The 23,597-nt window shown below is 63.0% G+C and carries 18 protein-coding genes; 10 read left to right on the top strand and 8 right to left on the bottom strand.

Features of this window, described 5'->3' with window-relative positions; translation table 11 throughout:
• Nucleotides 1-3,375: a DEAD/DEAH box helicase gene (locus ADIAG_RS16660; RefSeq protein ID WP_007272596.1), complete on the bottom strand. Its 3,375-nt coding sequence runs from the start codon at nucleotides 3,373-3,375 to the stop codon at nucleotides 1-3.
• A gap of 648 nt (nucleotides 3,376-4,023) precedes the next feature.
• On the opposite strand from ADIAG_RS16660, the gene ADIAG_RS16655 reads away from it, so the two are divergent.
• The gene (locus ADIAG_RS16655) at nucleotides 4,024-5,301 is read left to right on the top strand and encodes an NAD(P)/FAD-dependent oxidoreductase (protein WP_007272595.1); all 1,278 of its coding nucleotides are present in this window, start codon (nucleotides 4,024-4,026) and stop codon (nucleotides 5,299-5,301) included.
• A 280-nt stretch (nucleotides 5,302-5,581) separates the two neighbouring features.
• Nucleotides 5,582-6,367: an SDR family oxidoreductase gene (locus ADIAG_RS16650; RefSeq protein WP_007272594.1), complete on the top strand. Its 786-nt coding sequence runs from the start codon at nucleotides 5,582-5,584 to the stop codon at nucleotides 6,365-6,367.
• Nucleotides 6,368-6,439: 72 nt separating this feature from the next.
• Here the strand turns inward: ADIAG_RS16650 and ADIAG_RS16645 are convergent, their stop codons facing one another.
• Together ADIAG_RS16645 and ADIAG_RS16640 are read right to left on the bottom strand one after the other, a co-directional pair.
• Nucleotides 6,440-7,294 (bottom strand): SDR family oxidoreductase, encoded by an 855-nt coding sequence (locus ADIAG_RS16645; protein WP_007272593.1) that lies wholly within the window; start codon nucleotides 7,292-7,294, stop codon nucleotides 6,440-6,442.
• Entirely contained in the window at nucleotides 7,291-7,920 is a 630-nt protein-coding gene (locus ADIAG_RS16640) for a uracil-DNA glycosylase family protein (protein ID WP_007272592.1), read from the bottom strand. The genes ADIAG_RS16645 and ADIAG_RS16640 overlap by 4 nt, the downstream gene beginning before the upstream one ends.
• A 368-nt stretch (nucleotides 7,921-8,288) precedes the next feature.
• Between ADIAG_RS16640 and ADIAG_RS16635 the strand changes: the two genes are divergently transcribed.
• The 7 genes from ADIAG_RS16635 (at nucleotide 8,289) to ADIAG_RS16605 (ending at nucleotide 15,150) form a co-directional block, all read left to right on the top strand.
• Entirely contained in the window at nucleotides 8,289-9,878 is a 1,590-nt protein-coding gene (locus ADIAG_RS16635; protein ID WP_007272591.1) for an AMP-binding protein, read from the top strand.
• A gap of 201 nt (nucleotides 9,879-10,079) precedes the next feature.
• Nucleotides 10,080-10,391 carry an SH3 domain-containing protein gene (locus tag ADIAG_RS16630; protein ID WP_007272590.1) on the top strand — a complete coding sequence of 104 codons (312 nt, stop codon included), beginning with the start codon at nucleotides 10,080-10,082 and terminating at the stop codon, nucleotides 10,389-10,391.
• Entirely contained in the window at nucleotides 10,388-11,443 is a 1,056-nt protein-coding gene (locus ADIAG_RS16625) for an SH3 domain-containing protein (protein ID WP_007272589.1), read from the top strand. Before ADIAG_RS16630 ends, ADIAG_RS16625 begins: the two co-directional genes overlap by 4 nt.
• Before the next feature lie 255 nt (nucleotides 11,444-11,698).
• Nucleotides 11,699-12,442 carry a DsbA family protein gene (locus ADIAG_RS16620; RefSeq protein WP_161623975.1) on the top strand — a complete coding sequence of 248 codons (744 nt, stop codon included), beginning with the start codon at nucleotides 11,699-11,701 and terminating at the stop codon, nucleotides 12,440-12,442.
• Nucleotides 12,443-12,448: 6 nt separating this feature from the next.
• On the top strand, nucleotides 12,449-13,339 hold the full coding sequence (locus ADIAG_RS16615; protein WP_007272587.1) for a cytochrome c biogenesis CcdA family protein: 891 nt from the start codon (nucleotides 12,449-12,451) through the stop codon (nucleotides 13,337-13,339).
• Nucleotides 13,340-13,412: 73 nt separating this feature from the next.
• The gene (locus tag ADIAG_RS16610; protein ID WP_007272586.1) at nucleotides 13,413-13,835 is read left to right on the top strand and encodes a LexA family protein; all 423 of its coding nucleotides are present in this window, start codon (nucleotides 13,413-13,415) and stop codon (nucleotides 13,833-13,835) included.
• 40 nt (nucleotides 13,836-13,875) lie between these two features.
• On the top strand, nucleotides 13,876-15,150 hold the full coding sequence (locus tag ADIAG_RS16605) for a Y-family DNA polymerase (protein ID WP_007272585.1): 1,275 nt from the start codon (nucleotides 13,876-13,878) through the stop codon (nucleotides 15,148-15,150).
• Here the strand turns inward: ADIAG_RS16605 and ADIAG_RS16600 are convergent.
• Nucleotides 15,147-15,596, bottom strand: coding sequence for a hypothetical protein (locus ADIAG_RS16600; RefSeq protein ID WP_007272584.1), 450 nt, complete (start codon nucleotides 15,594-15,596; stop codon nucleotides 15,147-15,149). The genes ADIAG_RS16605 and ADIAG_RS16600 overlap by 4 nt on opposite strands.
• Nucleotides 15,597-15,785: 189 nt before the next feature.
• Between ADIAG_RS16600 and ADIAG_RS16595 the strand changes: the two genes are divergently transcribed.
• Nucleotides 15,786-17,090 carry a glycoside hydrolase family 3 N-terminal domain-containing protein gene (locus tag ADIAG_RS16595; RefSeq protein ID WP_007272583.1) on the top strand — a complete coding sequence of 435 codons (1,305 nt, stop codon included), beginning with the start codon at nucleotides 15,786-15,788 and terminating at the stop codon, nucleotides 17,088-17,090.
• Nucleotides 17,091-17,100: 10 nt separating this feature from the next.
• Here ADIAG_RS16595 and ADIAG_RS16590 read toward each other — a convergent pair whose 3' ends face one another.
• From ADIAG_RS16590 to ADIAG_RS16575, 4 genes are all read right to left on the bottom strand, one after another.
• Nucleotides 17,101-18,012, bottom strand: coding sequence for a serine hydrolase domain-containing protein (locus ADIAG_RS16590; protein ID WP_007272582.1), 912 nt, complete (start codon nucleotides 18,010-18,012; stop codon nucleotides 17,101-17,103).
• A gap of 211 nt (nucleotides 18,013-18,223) precedes the next feature.
• Nucleotides 18,224-21,535 carry a S8 family peptidase gene (locus tag ADIAG_RS16585; RefSeq protein WP_007272581.1) on the bottom strand — a complete coding sequence of 1,104 codons (3,312 nt, stop codon included), beginning with the start codon at nucleotides 21,533-21,535 and terminating at the stop codon, nucleotides 18,224-18,226.
• A gap of 455 nt (nucleotides 21,536-21,990) precedes the next feature.
• The gene (thiD, locus tag ADIAG_RS16580; protein WP_007272580.1) at nucleotides 21,991-22,815 is read right to left on the bottom strand and encodes a bifunctional hydroxymethylpyrimidine kinase/phosphomethylpyrimidine kinase; all 825 of its coding nucleotides are present in this window, start codon (nucleotides 22,813-22,815) and stop codon (nucleotides 21,991-21,993) included.
• Between the two features lie 90 nt (nucleotides 22,816-22,905).
• On the bottom strand, nucleotides 22,906-23,562 hold the full coding sequence (locus ADIAG_RS16575; protein WP_007272579.1) for a hypothetical protein: 657 nt from the start codon (nucleotides 23,560-23,562) through the stop codon (nucleotides 22,906-22,908).
• Between the last annotated feature and the right edge of the window lie 35 nt (nucleotides 23,563-23,597).

Below are 23,597 nucleotides of genomic sequence, written 5' to 3'. Positions count from 1 at the left end.
TTAGTCGGAAAAGAGCGCTCGCACGTCATCGGCGCTGATCGCGGAGGCGAATGCCGCGTCGTCATCAAGCACCGCGGTGAACAGCTTGGCCTTCTTATCCTTCAACGCCATGACCTTTTCCTCGATGGTGTCCTTGGAAATCATCCGGTAGACCATGACGTTGCGCTTCTGCCCGATGCGGTGCGCTCGGTCGACGGCCTGGTTCTCCGAGGCCGGATTCCACCACGGGTCCATCAGGAAGCAGTAGTCCGCCTGGGTGAGGTTCAGCCCGAATCCGCCGGCCTTCAGCGAAATCAGGAACACCTTGACCTTGCCCGAGGTGAAGGACTCGATGACGTTGGCGCGCTTGGTGGTCGAGCCGTCCAGATAAGCATGCTCGATCCCGGCTGCTTTGAGCCTGTCGCTGGCCTTGGACAGGAACGAAGTGAATTGGCTGAAGACCAGCGCGTTGTGGCCCTCTGCGGTGAGGTCCTCGAGCTGCTCGAGGAGGGCATCGAGCTTGCTGCTGGGAACCTCGGCGTATTCTTCGTCGATGAGCGAGGCGTCCAAGGACAGCTGGCGCAGCTTGGTGAGGGAAGAAAAGACCGCGAAGCGGTTCTTGTCCATATCCTCGAGCATGCCCAGCACCTTTTGGCGTTCGCGCTGCAGGTGACGTTGGTATATGACTCGGTGCTTGGGACTCAATTCGAGTTCCAGGACTTGTTCCTGTTTCTCCGGCAGGTCCGTGGCGACCAGTTCCTTGGTGCGCCGAAGCATCAAGGGGCGGATGCGGCGGCGCAGTCGCTTCAAAGCCTCGTTGTCGCCCTCCTTCTCAATGGGCTTGCGGTACGTCTCATCGAAGCGCTTGAGCGTGGGGAAGATCCCCGGAGCAGCAACGGCAAACATTGACCACAGCTCGGAGAGGTTGTTCTCCATCGGGGTGCCGGTGATGGCCAGCTTGAACGGGGCTGGAAAGTCCCGGGCCTGTTTGGCCGCCTGGGTCGCAGGGTTCTTCACGAATTGTGCCTCGTCCAAGATGAGCCCGGAGAACTTCGTAGCGGCGTATTCGTCCTGATCGATGCGGAACAAGCCGTAGGAGGTGATGATGATGTCGACATCTTCGGCCATCTGCTGGGTCGTGACCCCTCCGCGGCGTACGGTCTCGGTGATGTAGATACTGCGGAGTTCCGGGGCGAAGCGCTTGGTTTCCGCCTCCCAGTTGGACACCACGGAGGTGGGCGCCACCACCAGGAACGGTGGCATCTTCCCTTCGGCACTGTTGTGGTTGTCCTTGGCATGCTGGATCAGCGCCAGCGTCTGCAGCGTCTTTCCCAACCCCATGTCATCGGCGAGCACCCCGCCCAACCCGTTGTCGTACAGGAATGAAAGCCATTCGAAACCCTCGCGCTGGTACGGACGCAAGGTGGCATTGATGGAGGCAGGCAGCGGGGCCTGGGCCACCTCGAGGATGTTGTTAAGCCCTTCCATGGAACGGGTCCAAGTTTCCGACGCCTCGACGTTGGTGGCAATTTCCTGAAGATCTGCCCACAACGATGCCTGGTGCTTGGAAATCCGGATGCTTCCGTCGATGGTGGAATCCGAGAGCGCCTTGGCTTCCTCGATGAGTCGGCGCAATTGCTCGAATTCGGGTCGGGCGAGGGCAAAGTACTTGCCGTCGGGGAGCATCAGGTACTCGTCTCCCCGCGCCAGGGCCGTGAAAAGCTCGGTGAAGGGGATCTTGGTGCCGTCGATGGCGACCTCGACCCCAAGATCGAACCAGTCGCTGGTTTCAGTGTTTTCAGCCTTGACGGTGATCAACGGGTCGGCGGTGAGCTCCTCATATTCCGGCTCTTCGCCCTCGACGAGCACTTCGAGGTTTTCCAGCTGTCGGAGGACGGGCAGCGCATCGGTGACGAATCGCGCCGCGGCCACACCTTTGAGCGAAGGATTCCACAGGCCCGCCGGACGGTTGCGCGCTTGGATGGCGAAGACCTCGGCGAAGGACTCGGGGAAACCGGGGATGGCTGCAGCAACTTCGCGTTGCAGGGCCAGCTCGGCCTTGGGATTGCGTTCGGTGAGGCCCAGCTCCTGGTTCAGTGGAACCAATTGTTGGCCGTAGGCGAAGCCCCAGTGGAGCACGATACTCGGCACCGGTGCGGAGGCCTTCAGCTGTTTGGCTGTCATCCCTTCGTCGCCGGTGCGGTGCTGGATACGAAGAACCATGTGAGGCTCCAACGACGTGGGAACCTCGATCGACTGATCGATGGAGGAAAGCTCGGAGGCTTTGGCCAGCTTGGGCAGGTATTCCTGTTCGAAAGCATCCCGTCCGTTAGCGGGAATGGTGACCTTTTTGTCGGTGTTTAACAGACCGGTGACCAATGCTGGCAACTTGGCCCGTGATGGTGCCAGATGCAGATTCACATGTTTCATTCCTTCGGTGGCATCCCACCAGAAGACTCCGTGGTCCGCAACGGCCCCGAGGAAGTCGCTATCGAAATCCGTAGGCAGCACGTCCAGGGAAGGGCGGACCCGAAGTTTCTTTGCTTCGGAAGAGATATCGGTGCGCACCGCGACGGGGCTGTGAAGCGTCACGGTAGACTTCGCCGATTGCCCGCGCAGCTCGATGCCCAAAGCGGCGGCCCGAGCCAAATGTTCCCAGATCATGGGCGAGAGGAAATCGCTGGTCGAAAGGTGGGTTCCATTCCACGCGACAAAAGCATTCAACTGCAATAGCGTGCAGAACCAAGCGACCTGATCCTGGTCATAGGCGTAGTCGAACGGCAGCACCGGGATTCCGCCGGTCCGGGTGTAGCGAAAATGCTGCCACGCCAGGTTGCCTGAGACCCAGCGGCCCTTCTCGTTGAGCTGTACCGGACGAATCTGTAGATCAAGTTTCGAGGTGTGGGGGATGGCCCCGGCCTTGATCTTTTGCAGTGCCGAAGCTTGGTAGCGGGCCAGGGTCTTGGGGCGCAGTTCGAACTGGATGCCGAGAGCACGTTCCTCGATGTCGCCAGTCCCTGGTTTGCCCTCGCCGATGAGTGAATCCAGGGTGCGTTCCCAGGGAGCTCGCGGGTCGGGGTCCTCGTAGTTCGTTTCGTCCCACATGTAGGCGAACAAGGCTGCGGCCGCATGCTTGCAATTTGTTCCCACCGGGCAGGTGCAAGTTCCCAGTTGCGGCATAAGTTCACCGTTGCGCACTTGGGAGTGCACTGCCGTGATGTATTTTTTGCCGCCGCTGCCCAATACGCTGGCGCGAACGAAGCCCATCGCAGGCACCCAGTTGACGTCCAATACCCGTCCCTGCGACGCATAAGTAGCTCCGCGGTCCATGCTCAGGGCACCGACGAGGTCGCGAATCGATGTGGTGGAATTGAGGAGCGGGGATCCTGAAAGCATGTAACAAGTCTAAAGGCGGGCACCGACACAGTGGTGCTAAAACCGTTGCACTGCGACTGAGGGCTGAATCCGAGGCGATGGCCGACCGGGGCAAGGGCGACCCCCGATTCAAGTGCCTTGACCATCTTTTATCGGCGACTGCGCGATGGTGGCTGGGCGGGCCGTCCTGCAGCAGTTCCGCGGCCCACCACCCTCGGGGGAGTGGAGAGGTGCAAGGTGCTGTTTGGGAGAGTTGAGTATCGGGGAAGCGGCCGGCTGGTGTCCTCCATCCGTAGTTCCGCCGGCTCGGTGGGGTGCGTGCGAGTGCTGCATCGAGCTGCTCCATGGCCACGCCACGCTTCCCGTCGAGGCAGGTGCATTGGCCGTAATGGTCGAAGCTTCACAGATGTTGTCGGCGACGGGGCCAGAAGCGGGCTCGTGTCTGTGGCGAGGAAGGCGAGCTAAACGCTACTTGGCGGGTCAGAAGACGGGCTCTCCGAGTAGTAGCCGTATTAACAGCGATCTAAGAAAAAATAACCGTATTTTATGCAAACGACACGGTTCTGTGTGATGCGTCACCGGCGAAAAGCTAGGTGCCGTTGATTCCCGGCACGATTCCCGCCAAGGTTGAGACTAAGTGTTTGCAAAATCTTGAATGGAGCGTGAACCATGGCCAGCGTTACGACACCTGAGCATGTAGTCATCGTCGGCGCCGGATTCGTCGGCCTGTCCGCCGCCTGGTACCTGCAGCAGGAGGGCGTCAAAGTCACTGTGGTCGACCGCGGTGGCGTGGCTTCGGGAGCATCCTGGGGCAACGCCGGCTGGCTGACCCCGGCCCTGACCCTTCCGATCGCCGAGCCTTCCATTTTCTCCAGCGGACTGAAGATGATGCTGGATCCGGCCTCGCCGCTGTACATCCCCTTGAAGGCCGACGCGAAACTGCTTCGTTTCCTGATCGGGTTCACCTGGCACAGCACTCCCAAGAAGTGGCAGGAGGCCATGCGCATCTACTCCGAGCTTGGCACCACCGGGCTCGACGCGTTCGACGAGCTCGCCGCGGGCACCAGTGCCGGACCGGGCGTGGTTGAGAAGACCAAGAATGCTGAGCCGTTCCTGACCGGTTTCAATTCGCTGAAGGACCGTGAGGGACTCATTCGCGAATTCGACATGATCCGGAAAACCGGCGGTACCGTCGAATACGACCTGCTGACCGGTGACGAGCTGCGAGCCATCGAACCGACCCTGTCGGACGATGTGGCAGCCGGCGTGGCCATCAAGAACCAGCGCTTCCTGAATCCGCCGAAGTACATGGAATCGCTGGCCGAATCCGTGATCGCCCGCGGCGGCGACATCATCGGTTCCTACAACGTCACCGACATCCGCGACAACGGTGGATCGGTGACGATCATCGGCTCCGAGGGCCGCTCGATCACCGCCGATCATGTGGTTATGGCCACCGGCGCCTGGTTGAACGACCTGACCAAGAAATTTGGCGTAAACGTCGCGGTGCAGGCAGGCCGAGGGTACTCCTTCACGGTCCAGCCCGAGGTCATGCCGACCCACCCGATCTACTTCCCGGCCCAACGCGTTGCCTGCACCCCGCTCGGGGATCGCTTCCGCATCGCCGGAACCATGGAGTTCCGCGACGCCAACCACCCGTTGGAGCCCAAGCGTATTGAGGCAATCGTGGCTGCTGCCGCCCCGGTATACACGGGCATCAACTGGGAAAACCGCAAGGAAGAATGGGTTGGCGGTCGCCCCTGCACCGCCGATGGCATGCCGTTGGTCGGCGTGACCCGCTCGCCACGGGTACACGTTGGAGGCGGACACGGTATGTGGGGGGTGGCCCTGGGTCCGCTGTCCGGCAAGATGATCGCCGCAGGCATCCTCGGCAAGGAAAAGCCGTCCGTGGCCCGTCACTTCAACCCGCTGCGCAAGGGCTTCTAAGCTCCCATAAGAAGAACCATCGGGACCCCGGTGATCAGTGCGGACCGAGTTCGCGCGCTGATCAACCGGGGTCCCGCACGTTAACCAGCAACTCGAGGACCATGTAAAAACAGTACATAGCAATGGTTTTTGCTTTCTGTGTACTTCCCGCTGTTGGTGAACGCGTCCAGCAGGTGCGGGCTTTGGGGCGTAGCGTAGGCAGCACAGGGCAGGCCCAACAGGAATGAGCCCGGGGCAAAACGCCCCGGCCGTCCGCGGCCCCCGGGAAAGGCCAGCTTCCATGAGAACATACGTCGTCACGGGATCCGCATCGGGCATCGGTGCAGCAACCTCCCAATTGCTGCGCGAACGCGGCCATCAGGTGATCGGCGTGGATCTGCGCGACGCCGAAGTGAACGCGGACCTCTCCACGGCGGCGGGACGCGCGGCCGCGATCTCCGAAACTCTGGCCGCGGCCGGGGGACGGGTCGATGCGATCATCGCGGCTGCCGGGGTATCGGCGCCCAAGGCCTTCACCCTCGCGGTCAACTTCTTCGGGGTGACCGCGTTCCTTGAGGGGCTGTTGCCGGCATTGTCGCAGTCCTCGGCTCCGCGCGTGGCAGTGGTTTCCTCCATGGCGTCCCTGCAAGCGAACTCCGAGGCGTTGGTCGAGGCCATGCTGTCGGGCGACGAGGCGGAGGCGCTGCGCCTAGGTGCGGCACTGGAGGAGCAGGGCCCTCGAGCGGGATACCTTAATTACTCCTCATCCAAACGCGCAATCTCCCGCTGGGTGCGCCGCGAATGCATCACCGCGGCCTGGGCCGGTGCCGGCATCCCGCTAAATGCCGTGGCCCCCGGAACCGTCATCACCAATATGACCCGCGAGATGCTCGCCACCGAAGAAGGCCGCAAACTGGCCGATGACAATGTCCCGATGCCCTTGAACCACCACTCCGAAGCGGTGGACATCGCCCGTCTCTTGGCCTGGCTGACCAGCGAGGAAAACTCACACGTCACAGGCCAGACGATCTACATTGATGGCGGTGCGGACGCTACGCTGCGTGGCGACGACATTTGGTCCAAGTAGAACCTCGTTAACCGGCGACGGCCGCTCTAACCGTGGTGGTTGCTCCGGCGCCTCGCTAGCGCAGGGGGGGGATCAGGGGTGGCGGACGCCGTCGCCGGCCAACACGCTGGCATAACCTTCCCGATAGCTCGGGAAGGTGAACGTGAAGCCAGTGGAGAGCAGGCGCGCATTGGACAACCGTCTGTCGCCTCCCCGGCTCACCGCAGTTTCGCCCGGCATTGGCGCGGCGACCCCGAGCTGCTCGGCGAGAAACCCCTGAACCTCGGCGAGGTCCGCGGGTTCGTGGTCAACACCGAGGTAGAGCGGCTCGGGAGCAGCGTCCATGGTACAGAGGTGCACGATGGCAGCGGCCGCGTCGTCACGGTGAATCCGGTTGGTCCAGGTGGTCCGCTCGGGTCTGCGCGCGGTTCCGTTTTTCAGCTGGTTCACCAGGTGGTTGCGACCGGGGCCGTAAATGCCCGACAAGCGCAGCACCACGGCGTGGTTCAGGGTTTCGCGGACCAATGTTTCGGTCTCGGCCAGAATTTTCGCTGTAGGGGTTTGCGGAGATACGGGATCACCTTCAGAAATCCATCCGCCCCCGGCATCGCCGTACACGGCGGTGGAGGACACCAGCAGAACACGCCTCGGAGCAACGCCGTCGCGTACCAATGTCTGAGCGAGGCGACGGACCGCTTGCAGATAGGTACGGCGGTACGCCGATTCGCTACGCTCGGGCGCAGCGGGAGTGAAAACCACGGTGTCGGTCTCGGCGTCGATACGCGGCCAGTCGGCAGCGGGATCGCCCAGATCGACCCGTTGGGCGGCGAAAGTCGCAGGAAGTAATTCGGTGCGCCTGCGCCAGGCCGTGACCTGGTGGCCGGCCGCCACGAAGCGGAGCCCCGCCTCGGTGCCGAGGTCCCCGGCACCGAGAATCAGGATTTTCACTTAACGGCTGGACGCAATCCGGCTCGTGCCATGGCATCGGTGTAAGCCGCGACCATTTCATCGAACCAGGCCTGCTGCTTTTCGGCAGAACCTAGGAATGCTCGGTCAGCGGTGGACCGAACCTCATAGATCTTGATGCCGCGTTTGTTGATGACCTGGTCACCGCCGGCCTTGATCCACGCTTGAACCAGACGTTTGGCCTCGGTCCCATGAGCCACGATTGCCGACGTGCGGTACGCGATGTTCATGAGCTGCTTCAGCGGACGGATACCTGCCTTGACCTGATCCGGGGTCAGCTTGGTGCCACCTTCAGGCAGTTCCCACGGAAACACATTCCACGGGATACCAAAACGCGGCTCCAGCCCGGCAGCCTCATAGACTGCAGCAAGCCGTGCCGCGGTGGGATCATCGTTGCGCAAAGAAAGGAAACCTGATGAGGTTCCCGGACCTGGCGCGATTTGCAGGGAAATAACCCTGGCCTCATCAACGTCGTGGACCGGATCGATGAGCGGGACCCGGGAACCGGGCTGTTGGTCTTGCAGCTTGCGGCACAGTGCCGTGAGTTCGGCGACGGAATCGTCCTCCACCTTGCTCAGCTGTTCTTCGAAGTACTCGGATTGGCTCATTGTTCACCTTTCGGCCTCCCCTTGAGCCTACGCCGAATATGGAATCGACGCATTTCTCGCATCTCGGCGGCCGGGGACTGAACCCGGTTTAGGCCTCGATGCGTGATTCTCGGGCACTCCGGGGGAGGGGCTCGTGTACCGGATCGGCGACCTGCTACTCGCCGGGTGAGCAAGATTCCAAGCGGGTGACGGCGCGTGGTTCCGGACGTGGGGTGTCTGGCCGCAACATAACGACCGGAACCCAGTTCCTGATTGTGATACCGAGTTCCAGGCCTTAGTGTGGAATTTGGCAAGTGTCGCCGACGTCACATGGCGCCTGCGGAAGTCGGAAGAAGTAACATCCCCTTGAGCACCGGAATGAGGACCACATGGGAATCCAACCATTGGCCAACCACTCTGAATTGACGCCGCTGCGTTTCCTGCAGCGCTCGGTGGAGGTATACCCCTCCAAGGATGCTGTCATCCATGGGGCGCGGACCTACAGCTATGCGCAATTCGGTGCCGAGGTGCAACAATTCGCCAAGGCCCTGGCCGCCCGCATCAAGCCCGGGGACCGGGTGGCGGTGCTGGCCCCGAACATCCCCGAGATGCTGTTCGCGCATTACGCCGTTCCGCTGGCCGGCGGCGTGCTGGTGGCACTGAATACCAGACTGTCCGCCCGGGAACTGATGTACATCATGGAGCACTCGGAAACCAAGGTGCTGTTCGCCGATTCCGAGCTGTTGGAGGCCACCGTGGGGCTGCGCGCCCAGGTGTCAACGCTCGAAGCCCTGATCGAGATCCAGGACTCGGAATCCACCGGTTCCCGCCCCGACGCCGAAGTCGATGGAACCTACGCCGACTTCATCGCCGGGGGCACAGGCGCCGACCTTGATTACGCGATTGCCGATGAACGCGCGGCCATCGCGCTGAACTACACCTCCGGGACCACCGGCAAGCCCAAGGGCGTGCTCTACTCGCACCGTGGCAGCTACCTGAACTCCATGGGCGAGGCCTTCCATCAGGGCTTCGATGCCCACAGTCGGTACCTGTGGACCTTGCCGATGTTCCACTGCAATGGTTGGTGCACACCGTGGGCCGTCACCGCGGCCGGAGGAACACACCTGTGCCTGCGCGCGGTGCGTGACGAGCCGGTCTGGGGTGCCATCGATAACCTCGGCGCCACCCACCTCTGTGGAGCCCCGACGGTCTGCTCAATCATCGCGGACTCGCCCCGGGCCCATGCCCTGGATCGGGCCATCAAGATCACCACCGCCGGCGCTCCGCCCTCACCGGCGATCATCGCCAAGCTGCAAAAGCTGGGTATCGAGGTCGTGCACGTCTACGGCCTCACCGAGGTTTACGGTCCCTACACGATCTGCGAATACCAGGATGAGTGGAACGTCTTGAATGCCGAGGATCGGGCCCAAAAGGTTGCCCGCCAGGGCGTGGGCATGGTCCAGGCCGAGTCGGCGCGCATCGTGGACATGGACATGAACGACGTGCCCGCCGATGGGGAAACGATGGGGGAGATCGTGCTGCGCGGCAACAACGTGATGATGGGCTATTACAAGGACGACGAAGCCACCGCCGCCGCGTTTGCCGGAGGCTGGTTCCACACCGGGGACCTGGGCGTCATGCACGCCGACGGGTACATCCAGTTGCGCGACCGGGCCAAGGACATCATCATCTCCGGTGGCGAGAACATCTCCACCATCGAGGTGGAGCAGGCGCTCGCCAGCCACCCCGAGGTGCTGGATGTGGCGGTCATCGGCGTTCCGCACGAGAAATGGGGCGAAACTCCTGTCGCCTACGTGATCCGGGCCAGCGGCTCGACGGTCGACGCGGCGGCGTTGCAGGCCCACGCCCGCAAGTACCTGGCGGGGTTCAAGGTCCCCCGAACCATCCACTTCCCGCAGGACCTGCCCCGGACCTCCACCGGCAAGGTGCAAAAGAACGTGTTGCGGGAGAACGCCTAGCGTCATCCGGTGTAAGGCTCGGAAGAGCTAACTGGCCCTGCGCCAGCGCAGACACCGGAAAACGGGCCCGACTTGAGCGGCGCCGATGGCATCAAGCCCGTGACATCGGCGACACCGGGCCCCTAGGGTGTAGGCACACGAGTGCTTGTCCGGCCGGAGTTGTTGCAAGACGGCCAATTCCGTGGTTGAAGAAGTTACCGCATGAACCAGCCCCAACGTCTCTCCCTACGGATCGCCGCGGCGACGTTCAGTGCATCGATGGCCGTGGCGGTGCTGCCGGCCGCCGTCACTGCGGCGCCCGCACCGGTCACCGTGGATACGCTCAAGCCCCGCGGCATGCAACTGCCCCGCATCCCCACAGTCCCCGCAGCACCAAAAACCGCGGTCATCCAGACCACAAAGAATTTGAACCTGCGCAAGGACCCCGGCGCCCACTTTGATTCGTTGGCCGTGTTGGCCAAGGGGACGGCCGTGACCCGGACGGCGAAAGCCTCCGGGGTGTGGTGGAAGTGAAAGCCGGTACACGCACCGGCTGGGTGAGCTCGGTCTACCTGGCCACAACCAACGCGCCGGAACCGGCACCCCGGAAGGGTACCGGTCATCAAACCACGGAAAACCTGAACCTGCGCAAGGACCCGGGCGCCCACTTCGCGTCCTTGGCCGTCCTTGCCAAAGGCACCGCAGTCACCCGGACGGGGAAGACCTCCGGGGTGTGGTGGGAAGTGAAGGCCGGTTCACGCACCGGCTGGGTCAGCTCGGTCTACCTCGAGGCCGCGGCAAGCGAAGCGCCAGCGCCTCGGCAGGAGAACGACGCGAGCCGCTGGGTCGACGGCACCCAACCGATCTACGCCAAGGCCTCGCTGTCTTCCAAACGGCTCGCGGTGCAAACCGGAGGAACCAAGGTCCACGTAATCAAGAACTCCGGCAAGTGGGCCTATGTCCAAACGCCGACAGGCACCGGCTGGATCCCCAGTTCGTCGCTGGCCACCAGCGAGCCCGGAAATAATTCCACCTCGAACCGCTGGACCGCGCACGCCGCCAACGTACGTACCGGAGCATCAACGTCCTTCAGCACCCTGGGTGTCATCCCCGCGAACCAGAAATTGACGTACCTGAAGTCCTCCGCGGGCTGGTCGCAAGTCAAGACCCCGAAGGGAACCGGCTGGATCAAGAACCCGCTGCTGACCAGCGTCGAATACCGTGAACCGAAGCCGCTGCAGCCCACAACCCGCTCCATGATCGGCGATGTGCAGGAGCACTTCGGGGCGGGCATCAGCAGCGTCGGTGGATCGCGCGCCGGCTCCATCGGACACAGCTCGGGGCTGGCCGCCGACTTCATGATCAAGGATTACGCCTCGGATGCTGGCATCGAGGCAGGAGATCGGATTGCTCAATACCTGGTGGAAAACCACAAACGGCTGGGAATCAGCTATCTGATCTGGCGGGACAAGCTGTGGCTTGCCCAGGACGGCCAATGGGGGAAGTATTCAACCGGTGGTTGGGGCAAGCACCTAGAATCCTCGCGCGGATGGCAAGCACCTAGAATCCTCGCGCGGAGGGAATGACGCCACCCGGCATATGGACCACATCCACGCGGAGATCTTCGCCGAACGCGCGAACAAATGATGTCCCGAAGGTCGTATGCGCCCAGCGCACTGACCTGACCCAAGACCCGATAACGGCCGGCGGACACGTCGAGGACCAGAATTCGCCTTGCGGAGAGCCCTTAGGTACGTTTTAGGTGGGAACGTCCCAAGGTCATCTTCGGTGACCGGCTTGGCCGGTTGCACAGGGGGATGTCACCACGTCTGAAGGAACCTGTGTCCCAATCCATGCCCGAAACCCCCGCCGCACCCGCCAAGCCACGTTTCCCCTGGTTTTGGATCCTTCCGATCCCCGTGGCCCTGGGGCTAGGAATTGTCATCGGCATGCAAATCGCAGCACCGGGCGGGCTCGGGCCGGCGGTGACGCAGGAAAGCCAAGAGCCGAGTGCCGCAACGCAGTCGGAAACCGCGCAGCGCATCGAGGTCGAGCGACATGACGCAAACGATCCCACGGCGGTCGGGGCTCTCGATGCGCCGGTGGTCATGGTCACCTACTCCGACTACCAGTGCGGCTATTGCGCGAAGTGGGCCAACGAAGCCCTGCCGAGCCTGTTGACGTCGTACGTGGAGTCAGGCCAACTGCGCATTGAATACCGAGACATCATGTTCTTCGGCGAAAACTCCCGCCAGAGCGCGGAACTTGCCGTCGCTGCCGGGAAACAAGGCAAATACCAAGAATTCCACGACGCGATCTTCGCCAAGGGTGCCACCGCGAAGGACGCCGACTACTCCGAGGCGGGCCTCAAGGACCTGGCCGAACACATCGACGTCGACGCCAAACAGTTCATCGAGGATGCGAAGCACACCGATACGGTGTCCCTGGTCCAGCAGAACCACGACGAGGCCAACGCGCTGGGTGTCACCGGAACCCCGACCTTCGTCATCAACGGCCGCCCGATTGTCGGGGCCCAGCCGCTGGAGGCGTTTGTGCAGGTCATCGACAAGGAACTGGGCCGCTAGGTCACCGTGGAACTAGGATTCGCTTACGCGTTGATCGGTGGCATGCTCGGGGTGCTCAGCCCCTGCAACGCCCTGTTGCTCCCGGCGTTTTTCGCCAACATTGCCACCTCGCGCGCCAAGCTGCTGAGCCTGGGGTCCGTCTTTCTGGTCGGCCTGCTGGCCACTTTGGTACCGCTCGGCCTCGGGTTGGGCTGGCTGGGTGGCAGCTTCACCCTGGACCGCGGGCTGCTGCTCGGCGTTGCCGGCTGGGTCCTGATCGCGCTGGGCCTATTCACGGCACTGGGTGGCGGGATGGACTTTTCCCGGCTCATACCCGGCCGGGCGCACCGGAATTCCGGTTCGCTGGCGGCCACCTTCGCCCTGGGCGCAGTCTCGGGAGTGGCTGGCTTCTGCACCGGCCCGGTGCTGGGTGCGATCCTCACCCTGGCGCTGACCTCCGCCTCCCCGGTGCGCGGCGGAACGCTGTTGGGGCTCTACGGGGTGGGCATGGTGCTGCCGATCATGCTCATCGCCGTGCTGATCCGCACGCTCGGTCACCGCTCAGTCTCCTGGCTGCGGGGACGGAGGTTCGGCATCGGTAGGCTGCGCCTGCACACCACCTCGCTGCTGATGGGCGCGATCACCGTCTTGGTGGGCTGGCTGATGATCTTCACCAACGGCATGGCTGCGGTACCCGAGTTGCTTCCTACCGGTTTTGTTGCCGCTTTAGAGGACCTGGGCAGGGGGCTGGATGCTGTGATCCTCTCCTGGGTCTGGACCGCGTTGATTGGCGCATTGTTGTTGCTTTGGTGGGTGCGGGCAGCCATTAGTAGGACGAACGCAACGGCCACCACCGGTGCACTGGATGGCCAGGCCGTGCATGAGTCGACCGACGGTGAGACGACCCCGAAAAATTAGTAGCCGTGCTCTCGTGGAACGCTTCCGCTGATAAGCTGGGAGTCGAAACTATGTTCTAGGAGAGGTGCGGTTCATGTTTGGGATGGGCCTTCCACAGCCACCACCGCCCGAGGCCGGTTCCCAGGGCCCTGTGGGCTCCGTCGAAGCTATGGGATTCCCTTCCCCGGCCCGCGACTACTACAACGGCGGCATCGACCTGAATCGGTTGCTCATCCGTGACCGCACCTCCACGTTCCTGATGCGCGTCTCGGGAAACTCCATGGCTTCGTCCGGCATCAGTCACGGCGACGAAGTCATCGTCGATCGTGCCCTGGCCCCACGGGAGGGCTCGGTGGTCATCGCCATCCACGACGGTGAACTGGTTATCCGCCGGCTGGTGTCCCGCCACGGCACGATGATCCTCTCGAGCGACGAGCAGCCTCTGGGGCAGGCCGAAGCCGTGGCCGAGGAAACCACCATCTGGGGAGTGGTGACCAGGTGCTTGCACCACGTTTAGCGCGCGCGTCAGCGCATGATCGTTCCTCCACGGTGCTCCGATGAGCGAGAGAATCGCGCTGGTGGACGTGAACAACTTCTACGTTTCCTGCGAGCGGGTCTTCGACCCGAAACTCGTGGGTCGCCCCGTGGTCGTCCTTTCCAACAATGACGGCTGCGTGGTGGCGCGTTCGCAAGAGGCCAAGGATCTGGGGATCACCACCGGGGCACCATTCTTCAAGGTCAAAAGATTCGTCGACAGCCACGGCATGATCGTGCGCTCGAGTAACTACGAACTCTATGGCGACCTGAGCGCCCGCGTGATGGAGGTACTCTCGCGCTTCGGCAGCTGGCAGGAGGTCTACTCCATCGACGAGTCCTTCATTGGCATCCAGGGCAGCCCCGGCCAGCTGGGCGAGCTGGCCACACGCATCCGTGCCGCAGTGGCTCGCAGCGTCGGGGTCCCGGTATGTGTGGGTGTGGCCCCGACCAAGACCCTGGCCAAGTTCGCCAACCACGTGGCCAAGCACAACGCGCATTTGGAAGGCGTGTGCTCCATGGATTCGATGGACGCCGGGCTTATTGACCACATTCAATCCCTGGTCCCGGTCACCGACCTATGGGGAGTCGGGGCGCGCACCGGCACCAGGCTTTCGGGCATGGGCATCAGCACTATTGCGGATCTGAAGTCCGCAGACGTCACCGAGATCCGCAAGAAGTTCTCCGTGGTCCTGCAGCGCACGGTGCTGGAACTCAACGGAACACCGTGCATTCCCCACAACGAGGAACGCGCGGACAAACAACAGATCATGTACTCACGGTCCTTCTCCAGCCCGGTGACCACCATCGAGGACATGGTCGAGGTGATGTCCATCTACGCCCAGCGCGGAGCCTCCCGACTCATGGAGGACGGGTTGTGGGCCACGCTGCTCACCGTCACCGCGGGAACCAGCCGTTTCGCCTCGGGGGAAGCCTCTTTTCCCGCGGTGACGCTCAAATTGCCCGCACCCACCCAAGACCCCATCCTGCTCACCCGGCTGGCGGTCGGTGCCATGCGCGAGATCATGGTCCAGGGAATCTCATACGTCCGCGGGGGCGTGGTGCTTTCCGGTTTGCAGCCGGCCCCCGGCCAAGAAACCTTCGGGATCTTTGCCGAGGAAACCACCGAGACCCACGTCGGGGACGTGCTCGGTGCGGTCAAGGCCAAATTTGGGAACAAGTCGATTGGGCTCGGTTCCGGCGGCCTGGCCGTGGAACCTGGGTGGTCGATGAAACGGGAGTACTCCTCACCGAAGTTCACCACCGACTGGGCGCAGATTCCGGTGGTGAAGGCCTAGTCCCTGCCGTCGGTGGTCGGGTCGCAGATTTCCTCCGGGCATCCTTGCCAGGTCTTGGAAAAGTAGGCCACGATTTCCATACCGCGTTCAAAACCGTAGCGCGGGGCCGGCCCGCCGTTAACGACACTCGCCGAGCGCCCGATGGCCAGCAGAAAAAACCTGCACACAGAAATATATTTCCAGAGATCCATAGCAGTGTCGATGACTTCATCGTGGGTCATCCATGCCTGATCGTCCACCAGATCCCGGGCGAATCCCAGGACGATGTCACGGTCCAGCTCGTGGTGCTGCCCGCAATCGCACCACTCCATGCCCCGCGAAGGCATAGTCCAGACATCGGGAACCGCCGCGGTCTCCCACGGTTCTTCGGCAGCAGGAAAACCCGGAGCACACATCAATGTGGATGCCGTGGAAGCCTCGGAATACTGAAAACCATCCGGCCACATGGCAGATACCTCCTTGAATGGTGATGTGCCCAGCATAGGCTCGCCCGCCGACACGTTCCGGCACCGGCAAGAAAAGTCGGCCGGACATGGACGGCAGCCAAAGCAACATGACCATTCACGCTCCAATGGCTTCTCGCGGCGCGGTTCTCTGGCACGCTTGAAGGGGGTTGAGAAAAGAGGCTGGGCATCATGAACACCACGCACGTACAAACGACAGGTCGCTACAAGGTCCTTCCGCTGCTGTTGCTTCCCGCCATGATCCTGGCCGGATGTACCTCGGGACCCCCGCCGGCAGCACCAAGCAGCTCGGCCACCACCAGCGGACCGGCCGCATCGAACACCACGGCTGTACCGCCGGCCAGCTCCGCACCAGCCTCTGCCCCCGCGCAATCGGCGACGCAGAGCCAGAAGCCTAGCCGGACGCCGGCAACTCAACCAACACCATCGGCCCAGCCAAGCACCGCCGAAAAAACCCTGGCGTCCATGACCCTGGAGGAGCGCATCGGGCAGGTCCTGATGGTCGGGATACCGGCGACCGGCAGCACCGCGGCCGACCGATCCACGATTGCCTCCCACGAGCTGGGAAACGTCTTCCTCAAGGGCAGAAGCAGCGCCGGGACCGCGGGGACGGCAGCGGTGGTCAAACGGGTTGAGGCCACCATTTCGGGGGCCCTGGAGACGGAAGTCGAAGCGTTTGTCGCCACCGACCAAGAAGGTGGTTATGTCCAGGTCCTGAAAGGAAGCGGGTTCTCCACCCTGCCAACGGCCTTGACCCAGGGCAGTTGGGACGCCGCAACGCTGCGTGATCGCGCCACGACCTGGGGCAACGAGTTGGCCAAGGCCGGAATCAACGTCAACCTCGCACCGGTGGCCGATACCGTTCCCTCCGCTGCGTTCGCACCCTCGAACGGGCCCATCGGCTACTGGAAACGTGAATTCGGGTACGACACAGGAACAGTTTCCGCAGCGACCCAGGCTTTCTCCGCGGGCATGCTGGCCGCCGGCGTGGACCCGGTCATCAAACACTTCCCGGGCCTCGGGCGGGTCACGAAGAACACCGACACCGCCAAGAACGTCACGGACACCAAAACCACCCGGAACGATCCCTACCTCAAGCCGTTCGCCGAGGGCATTGCCGCAGGCAACGACTGGGTGATGGTTTCCAACGCTTACTACTCGAAGATCGACGCGAAGAACATTGCCCCGTTCTCCTCGACTATCATGCGTTCGATGCTTCGCGATGACCTGGGATTCGAAGGAATCATCATCTCCGATGACATGTGCGCTGCCGCGCAGCTGGGCCCATGGGCCGGCGGCACCCGTGCGCAACGCTTTTTCGAGGCCGGCGGCACCATGCTGCTGTGCGTCGACGCGGTGGATGTACCTGGCATGGCCGAGGCCCTGCGTAGTAAAGCGACAAGCGACCCGGAATTCGCCGAAACCATCAACGACGCGGCGTTGCGTGTCTTGGAGGTCAAGGAAAAGAAGTTCTGATTCTCCTGCCCTACTCCCAGTGCCCGAGTAAGGGGACCAGGACCTCTTCGGGGATGAATCCGCTCTCCTCGGGGACGATGGCCGCGACGGCGGCGCCGGTGTCCCAGGAAGTGAACACCGCACTGCGGTGGCCGGGACCTGAACCTCCGTGGCCCCAGAGCCGCAGCTTCGTATCGATCATGACCCCGGCGCCGTAGCGAGGGTCCCGCCAAGGCGCCGGCGCATCCACCGGGACGGATTGACTGAAGGCACGGCGCATGGCGGGGGATACCGCCGCTGGAGAGGGCGGGTCGGTGTCAGTGACCAGCGACTCGAAACACAGCAGGTCCTCGGGAGTGGAGAACGCGGCACCGGCAGGTCCGGCCCACAGGGTCGAATATCCCGAGGCGGTCAGCGCGGTTTCGAGCTCGGGATAGCGGGTTGAACCCATATCTGCCGGTTCGAAGACTTCGCGGTGCAGGTATTGGCCCAGCCCCATGTCGGAGACTTCCTCGAGCATCGCTCCCAGATACCAATACCCGGTATTGGAATACACGAAGATCCCCGGTTCGCCCTGGCGGCTTGCTGCGGCAATCGAGTCCAGCGACCAGGGATCGGAGGGATGTTCGCGGACCGCTGTGAGGTACTCCGGGTTGGTGCTGTAGTCGCCCAGTCCGGCGGTATGGGTGAGAACCTGTGCGATCGAGCAACCCGACGGGGCGCCGGGCGAGCGTGAGGCCAACGAATCGGAAAGCCGCAAGGCCCCGGCATCAACGGCCCGCAAGACCCCTGCGGCAACAAACATCTTGGTCACGCTGAATACCGGCTGCGGTTCGGAAGAACCGAAGATCCGGGTCTCGGATCCGAAGCCGGCGCGACAAGCCGCTGCCGACCCCGAGGGTAGCGCGCGTTCGAGTGCCTGGGCCAGCGACGAATCGTCCATAGGTCCCAGCTTAACTGTGAGGTCAAGGCGTTAGCTGCTAGGAGAACACCTGGCAGATACGCGATGTTGAGGTGCTGCGTGCCCGTGCGTGCCCCACTATTTGGCTCGGATACGGAAATGGCGCGGCCCGAAGGACTAAACAAGACAAACCGTGCCTTGTCGTCCTCCGGGCCGCGCCGCTACCGGCAATCAACGCCAGCTAGGTGCGCTTTTAGCCGTGGTGCTTTCCACCCTTGCCCTGGTGCAGCTTCACGTCCACTACCTGGGCGCGGTCGCCCGAGGAGTTGTGCAGGTGCAGGAACAAGGCCTTGACCTTGGTATCCTGCGAAGCAACAGAGGCCGTCAGCGTGCTCTTGTTCAGATCGGCAAACACCGTGCCGGCGCCCGCGAAGGACAGCTCCGGGGTGACAGCGTTGAACTTGACCCAATCGGTCGAATCCACCGGAACATTAGCACCGGTCTCATCGGTGTTGTACTGCGAGTAGGTGCTGACCTTGTAGGAGATCGGGTCGCTGGAATCCTTCAGTCCCAGAGCCGCCAATGAGACCGGGAAGGTCGCCACATTGGTGTCGAAGGTATTGGAATCGATATCTCCGCCCACTCCGTTGAGGAACTGCAGATCAACTTGTTCCCCGGTGCGCAGATCGAAGGTTGCCGCCAAATCAGCATCCAACTCATCGAAGTTGCTGTTGAAGGTCACGAAGTCGGCCACCCCGTCACCGGTGGTGTCGATTTCGATGTTGACCTCGGTTCCACCGGCCAAGTGGGCCCAGTTCCCCCAGGTGCTGACGCCGAAGTTCAACAGTCCGTCGGCAACTCCTGTGGTGGGTGCGGTGGAAGCCGCGCCGACATGCTTCAGGTCCATGGAGCGAGCCCCGGGAATCTGGTCGGCGGACTTAGGCAGGGCACCCGACGAGGTTCCGTACTGGAACGCGGATACCAGCGAGAGAACCTGGGTGTCCCCGGAACCGGCCCGGATGTCATCACCCTTCAGCTCGACGTTGCCGGTCGTGGCACCCTTGTCGATCTTGATCTTCTTGGCACCCATGTCGGACACGAGCTTCGGAGCCGCATGGACGGGAACGCGCAGGGTCGGAGCGGTGGAGCTGGTCAGTTCCACACGGCCCGAGACATCGGCGGCCCAGGCGCGTGGCAGGCCTTGCTGCGCACGGTCCATGGTCGGATCGAGGGTCTTAGCGTATTTGCGCGCGTCGATGTTGAGGGTGACGTTGACCTTGGTGCTGGCACCGGCCTTGAGCGTGACCTTCTTTGTGCCCAGGGAGTAGCTCGCCCCGGGGATTTCGGTGGACGGGAGGTACTTCACGTTGTAGGTCTGAGTCTTGTCGGACTGGTTGACCACGGTGATGGACTTGGTGTCCTTGTACTTCTTCTTGTCGAGCTCGATGACGCCGAAGACCACGGAGACCAGTGAGGGGTCCTGGGTGGCGTAGGCGTAGGCGGGTGAATTGATGGCCGCATCGGCAATGACACGTCCGGAGCCGACACGTGCCGGGCCGTAGGCCTTGCCGTTGGCCGCCAGGATGTCGACCGTGGCGGTGTTCATCACCAGCGACTTGACCTGCAGGGCCGTGTAGTCGCCACTGCCTGCCACCAGGGCGGCGATGCCGGCGGTGTGCGGGGTGGCCATGGAGGTACCGGACATGACGGCCGGGCCGTTGCCCGTGCCCACGCCAACCGAACCGATCAGGGTTCCGGGTGCTGCGACGTCTGGCTTGACGATGCCCTCGGAGCCGTGAACACCGCGTGAGGATGAGGAATTCAGCGTGTCGCCGAGTCCCGACTCGGCCGAGGCCGTCCCGACCAGGGCCGGATCCAGGGTGACGTTCAAGGTGCCTGCCTCAGCTGCGGAGCGCAACTTATCGGAGAAAGCCTTGGTGAACTGTGCCCCGGGGATGTTTGCGTTGCCGGCGATGCCGGCCTCGAAGACTGCGACCTCGGAGTCGAGGATGACACCTGCGGCCCCACCTGCCTCGGCATTATTGAAGCGGGCGCCCGAGCCACAAGGGAACTCGAGGTTCTCGCTCCACTGCAGCCAGACCCACTTGCCGTCCAGCGAACCGGCGTCGAAGGCGTCGCAACCGAACGCGTTATCGGCCGGCGCCATGACCACGTCCCCGCTGAGAATGGCGGGGTCGGCGGCGGTGTAGTTGAAGTTGGCCGAGTACTGGCCGGCAGCGACACCTTCGGACTCTGCCGGGGCGTTGACCTTGATGCCATCGAGGGTGACCTTGGAGCCCACGGAGTTGGCCACGGTCAGCGAGGAGCGAGCGTTGCCCGGTGAACCGCCGACGTCGGTGACGTCCCCGGCGTTGCCGGAGGCCACCACGGAGAGGATGCCCAGCTTGGTCAGGGCATCAACGATGTCGTTCTCCGGGTCTTCGACCGGGGAGTGGTCCGAGCCCAGGGACATGTTCACAATCTGGGCGCGGTCATCGAAGTTGCCGTCGTTGTTGGGGTCCAGCACATAGTCAAGTGCCTGCCCGACCACGGAGGATGAACCCTCGCAGCCAAAGACGCGGATGCCGACCAGCGAGGCCTCCGGGGCGGAGCCCGGACCGATGAGCATGGAACCGACGGTGTCGGCGGTGAGCTTGGTGTAGTCACCGGTGAAGGTGGTGCCATCCTCGTTCACACCGAATCCGGCGGCGGAGCCCGAAACGTGGGTACCGTGCCCGGCCGAGGCGCAATCAAGCGGGTTGGAGTCCGGCTTGGGAATCGGCTGGTAGGTCGGGTCGGTCGGGTTGGCGTTGTAGTCGTCGCCCACCAGATCCCAGCCACCAATGAACTTCTCCGGGTCATAGAGTCCCGAGTCCTGGGACGGCAGGTCCTTGGAATCCTGCGCGGTCTTGTAGGCCTCAACGGTTCCTGGGCCACCGAATCCTGCGTGCGTGTAGTCGATGCCGGTGTCCAGCACCGCAATGGTGATTCCGTCGCCGGTTTCGCTCAGGGTGTTCCAAGCGCTCAAGGCACGGGTGTCGAGGACTGAACCCTTGTTTTCAGGGGATTTAGGGACGATCGCGGTGATTTTCTTGACGTCGGGGCGGGAAGCCAGTGCGCGCAGTGCGTCGGCGTCTCCGCGGAGGGCCACACCGGGAAGCGAGTTGGTGGTCGTGTAGATGACATCTGCCTTGGCGGCCTTGGCCGCGGACTTGCCCTTGGCCTTGATATCCGAGCGGATCTGCTTGACCTTGTTGGGGTTCTTCACGGACTTGCCGCGCGGAGATGCTGCGCTCTCGGGCTGGGTGGCAGCGAAGGCGCCTTCGCCTTCGAACTGGACGTAGACCGAAACGTCGCCCTTGGCTTGGGCCAGGGGGCCCGAGACCTTCAGGTTCTTCAACGCCTTGGGTGCGAGGCCGCCCAGGGATGGCGCCTCACCACCCGGGGAGGGGTCGATGGTTGGTGGGGCAGCAAGAGAAGGAACGGACATGGTCACGGCCAGGGCAAGCCCCGTGGCCGATGCCAGGATCGTGCGCGCAAGTCTGTGACGACGCGGGTTGGACATGGTTCTCCTTGAATCCGGTGGGAGTAATGCGGAACGGTGAGCCGTGATCATGTGGTGGCAACCGCCCCACGCCACATACTATGTGAGCAGGAGCACATATCAAGGGGTTGTTTGATATCTTTTGGAAAATAACATCGCGCGGCACGGCGGCCGGGACGGCAAATGAGCGGACAGCATGCGGATTCTTGAGGAATTCATCGCTCCGAAGCAAAATGTCGGAGCGTGTCGATACCCTTCAGTGAAGTCGGTGGCGCTCCCTTGGGGGGAAAGTGCCACCGCACACCACGGGTGCCAGGCCCTGCGGGGCTGAGGATCGGTATCGGGCAAGGACACCGGTCCTACATGAACCGGAGGCCCGCCGCCCGTGGTGACACGCGTTTCCTTGGGGGAGACGCAAAAAACGCTGGCCCCGGAATCGGGGCCAGCGTTTTCTCTTCAGCAGTGGATGGTTCGCACTAGCGAGCCCCGCCCTGCCACAGGGCATCGAACGGTGCTGCGGAAGCTACCCGGTTCTTGATGCCCGCGGTGACAAACGCTTTGGCATTGCGTGCGGCCTGGAGCGGGGTTTCGCCCTTGGCCAGCTCCGCGGTGACGGCGGCCGCCAACGAACATCCGGCACCCGACACCGCGACCTCGCCGACCTTGGGTGCGGAAAGCACCTCGAGGACCTCGCCGTCGTAGAACACGTCTACCGCTTCGTCGCCGGCCAGACGGACCCCACCCTTGGCCAAAACGGCGGCACCGGAGAGGGCATGGATTTTCTTGGCGGCCTCGGCCAGATCCTCGACGTTGTTGATCGTGATCCCTGACAGCGATTCAGCTTCGAAGTGGTTGGGCGTCACAAAGGTGGCCAGCGGCAGCAGAGTGGACTTGAGGGCCTCGTCGGTGTCCAGAGCATGGCCCGGTTCCTGGCCCTTGCAGATCAACACCGGGTCCAGGACGATGTTCTCCCACTCTTGGTTCCCCAGCGCGGCTGCCACGGTATTGATAGTGGTCGGAGAGCCCATCATGCCAAGCTTGACGGTCTTGAGGTCAGCGGCGTAGCAGGTCTGGATGGCCTCGAGCTGGTCGGTGATGACCTGTGGTTCGACCGGAACGAAGCGGTGGTTCCAGTTGTCCTTCGGGTTGAAGGACACAATGCAGGTCAGAGCGACCACGCCATAGGTGCCCAGTTCCTGGAAAGTCTTCAGGTCGGCCTGGGCGCCGGCACCTCCGGTTGCTTCGGAGCCGGCAATGGTCAGGGTGATGGCGGGACGGGTCCCGGTGGTGGCAGAAGTCATGATTCCATTTTAGGACGGTTTTCACCCGCGAGCGTCCGGCCGCCGGGAACCGCCGGCGCCGCGGCCCCAGAGCAGGGTGCCGCTAGGCGTTCAGGCCCTAGTGAAGGTGGTCAGCCGGGTTGCGTTTGACCAGCCGGGTGCGCGTTTGGCGTGGGTTCCGGTGGTGGGATCGGCGTCGGTGACCATGAAGAGCAGCGGTAGGCCCTGGCGTGCGGCTGCTGCGGCAAGGTTGGCCACGATTGCGGTGCGGAACACCTCGACGTGAGAATCGACCAAGATGCTCGGGTCCGCGAGCAAGGCAAAGGTGTCGGAAAAACGGATCCGTCCGCGTCCGGCCGGCGCATCGAAGTCGGTGACTTCAACGACGTCATAATCGTCCATGGGGGCTTCGAAGAGTGTCGAGGTCTCCGGCAGGGAGACCAATTGCTCCACATCGCCGGCCATCGCGGCCAACAGCACCTGGGATTCGGTCTCTTGCCAGCCCTTCGCCACTAATTCGGTGGCGACCGCGGCGTCAGGTGCACCCAGGAACGTTATTCGGGATGTTCCCCGGTGGCTGGTCAGGTCAGGGTCGCCCAGGAGCGCTGCGAGGTGGCTGGCTGCGGGCCAGCGGCAGGCAACTTCGTAGTCGCTTCCGTCGCCGGCGATACTGTGAAGCTGATTCGATTCCTCGCGGTTCACCGTGCGATCACGCAGCAGGGCGAAGTCGTAGACCCAGCGGGGAAGTGCTGTGGACTCGGATGGCATGTGGCGGCTCCTGTTCCTGGAAGGGCAACGAAAAC

Source organism: Paeniglutamicibacter gangotriensis Lz1y (assembly GCF_000348945.1).
Classification (GTDB): domain Bacteria; phylum Actinomycetota; class Actinomycetes; order Actinomycetales; family Micrococcaceae; genus Paeniglutamicibacter; species Paeniglutamicibacter gangotriensis.
Note: the sequence above shows the minus strand (reverse complement) of the source record. Positions and strands in the feature narration are given on the sequence as shown.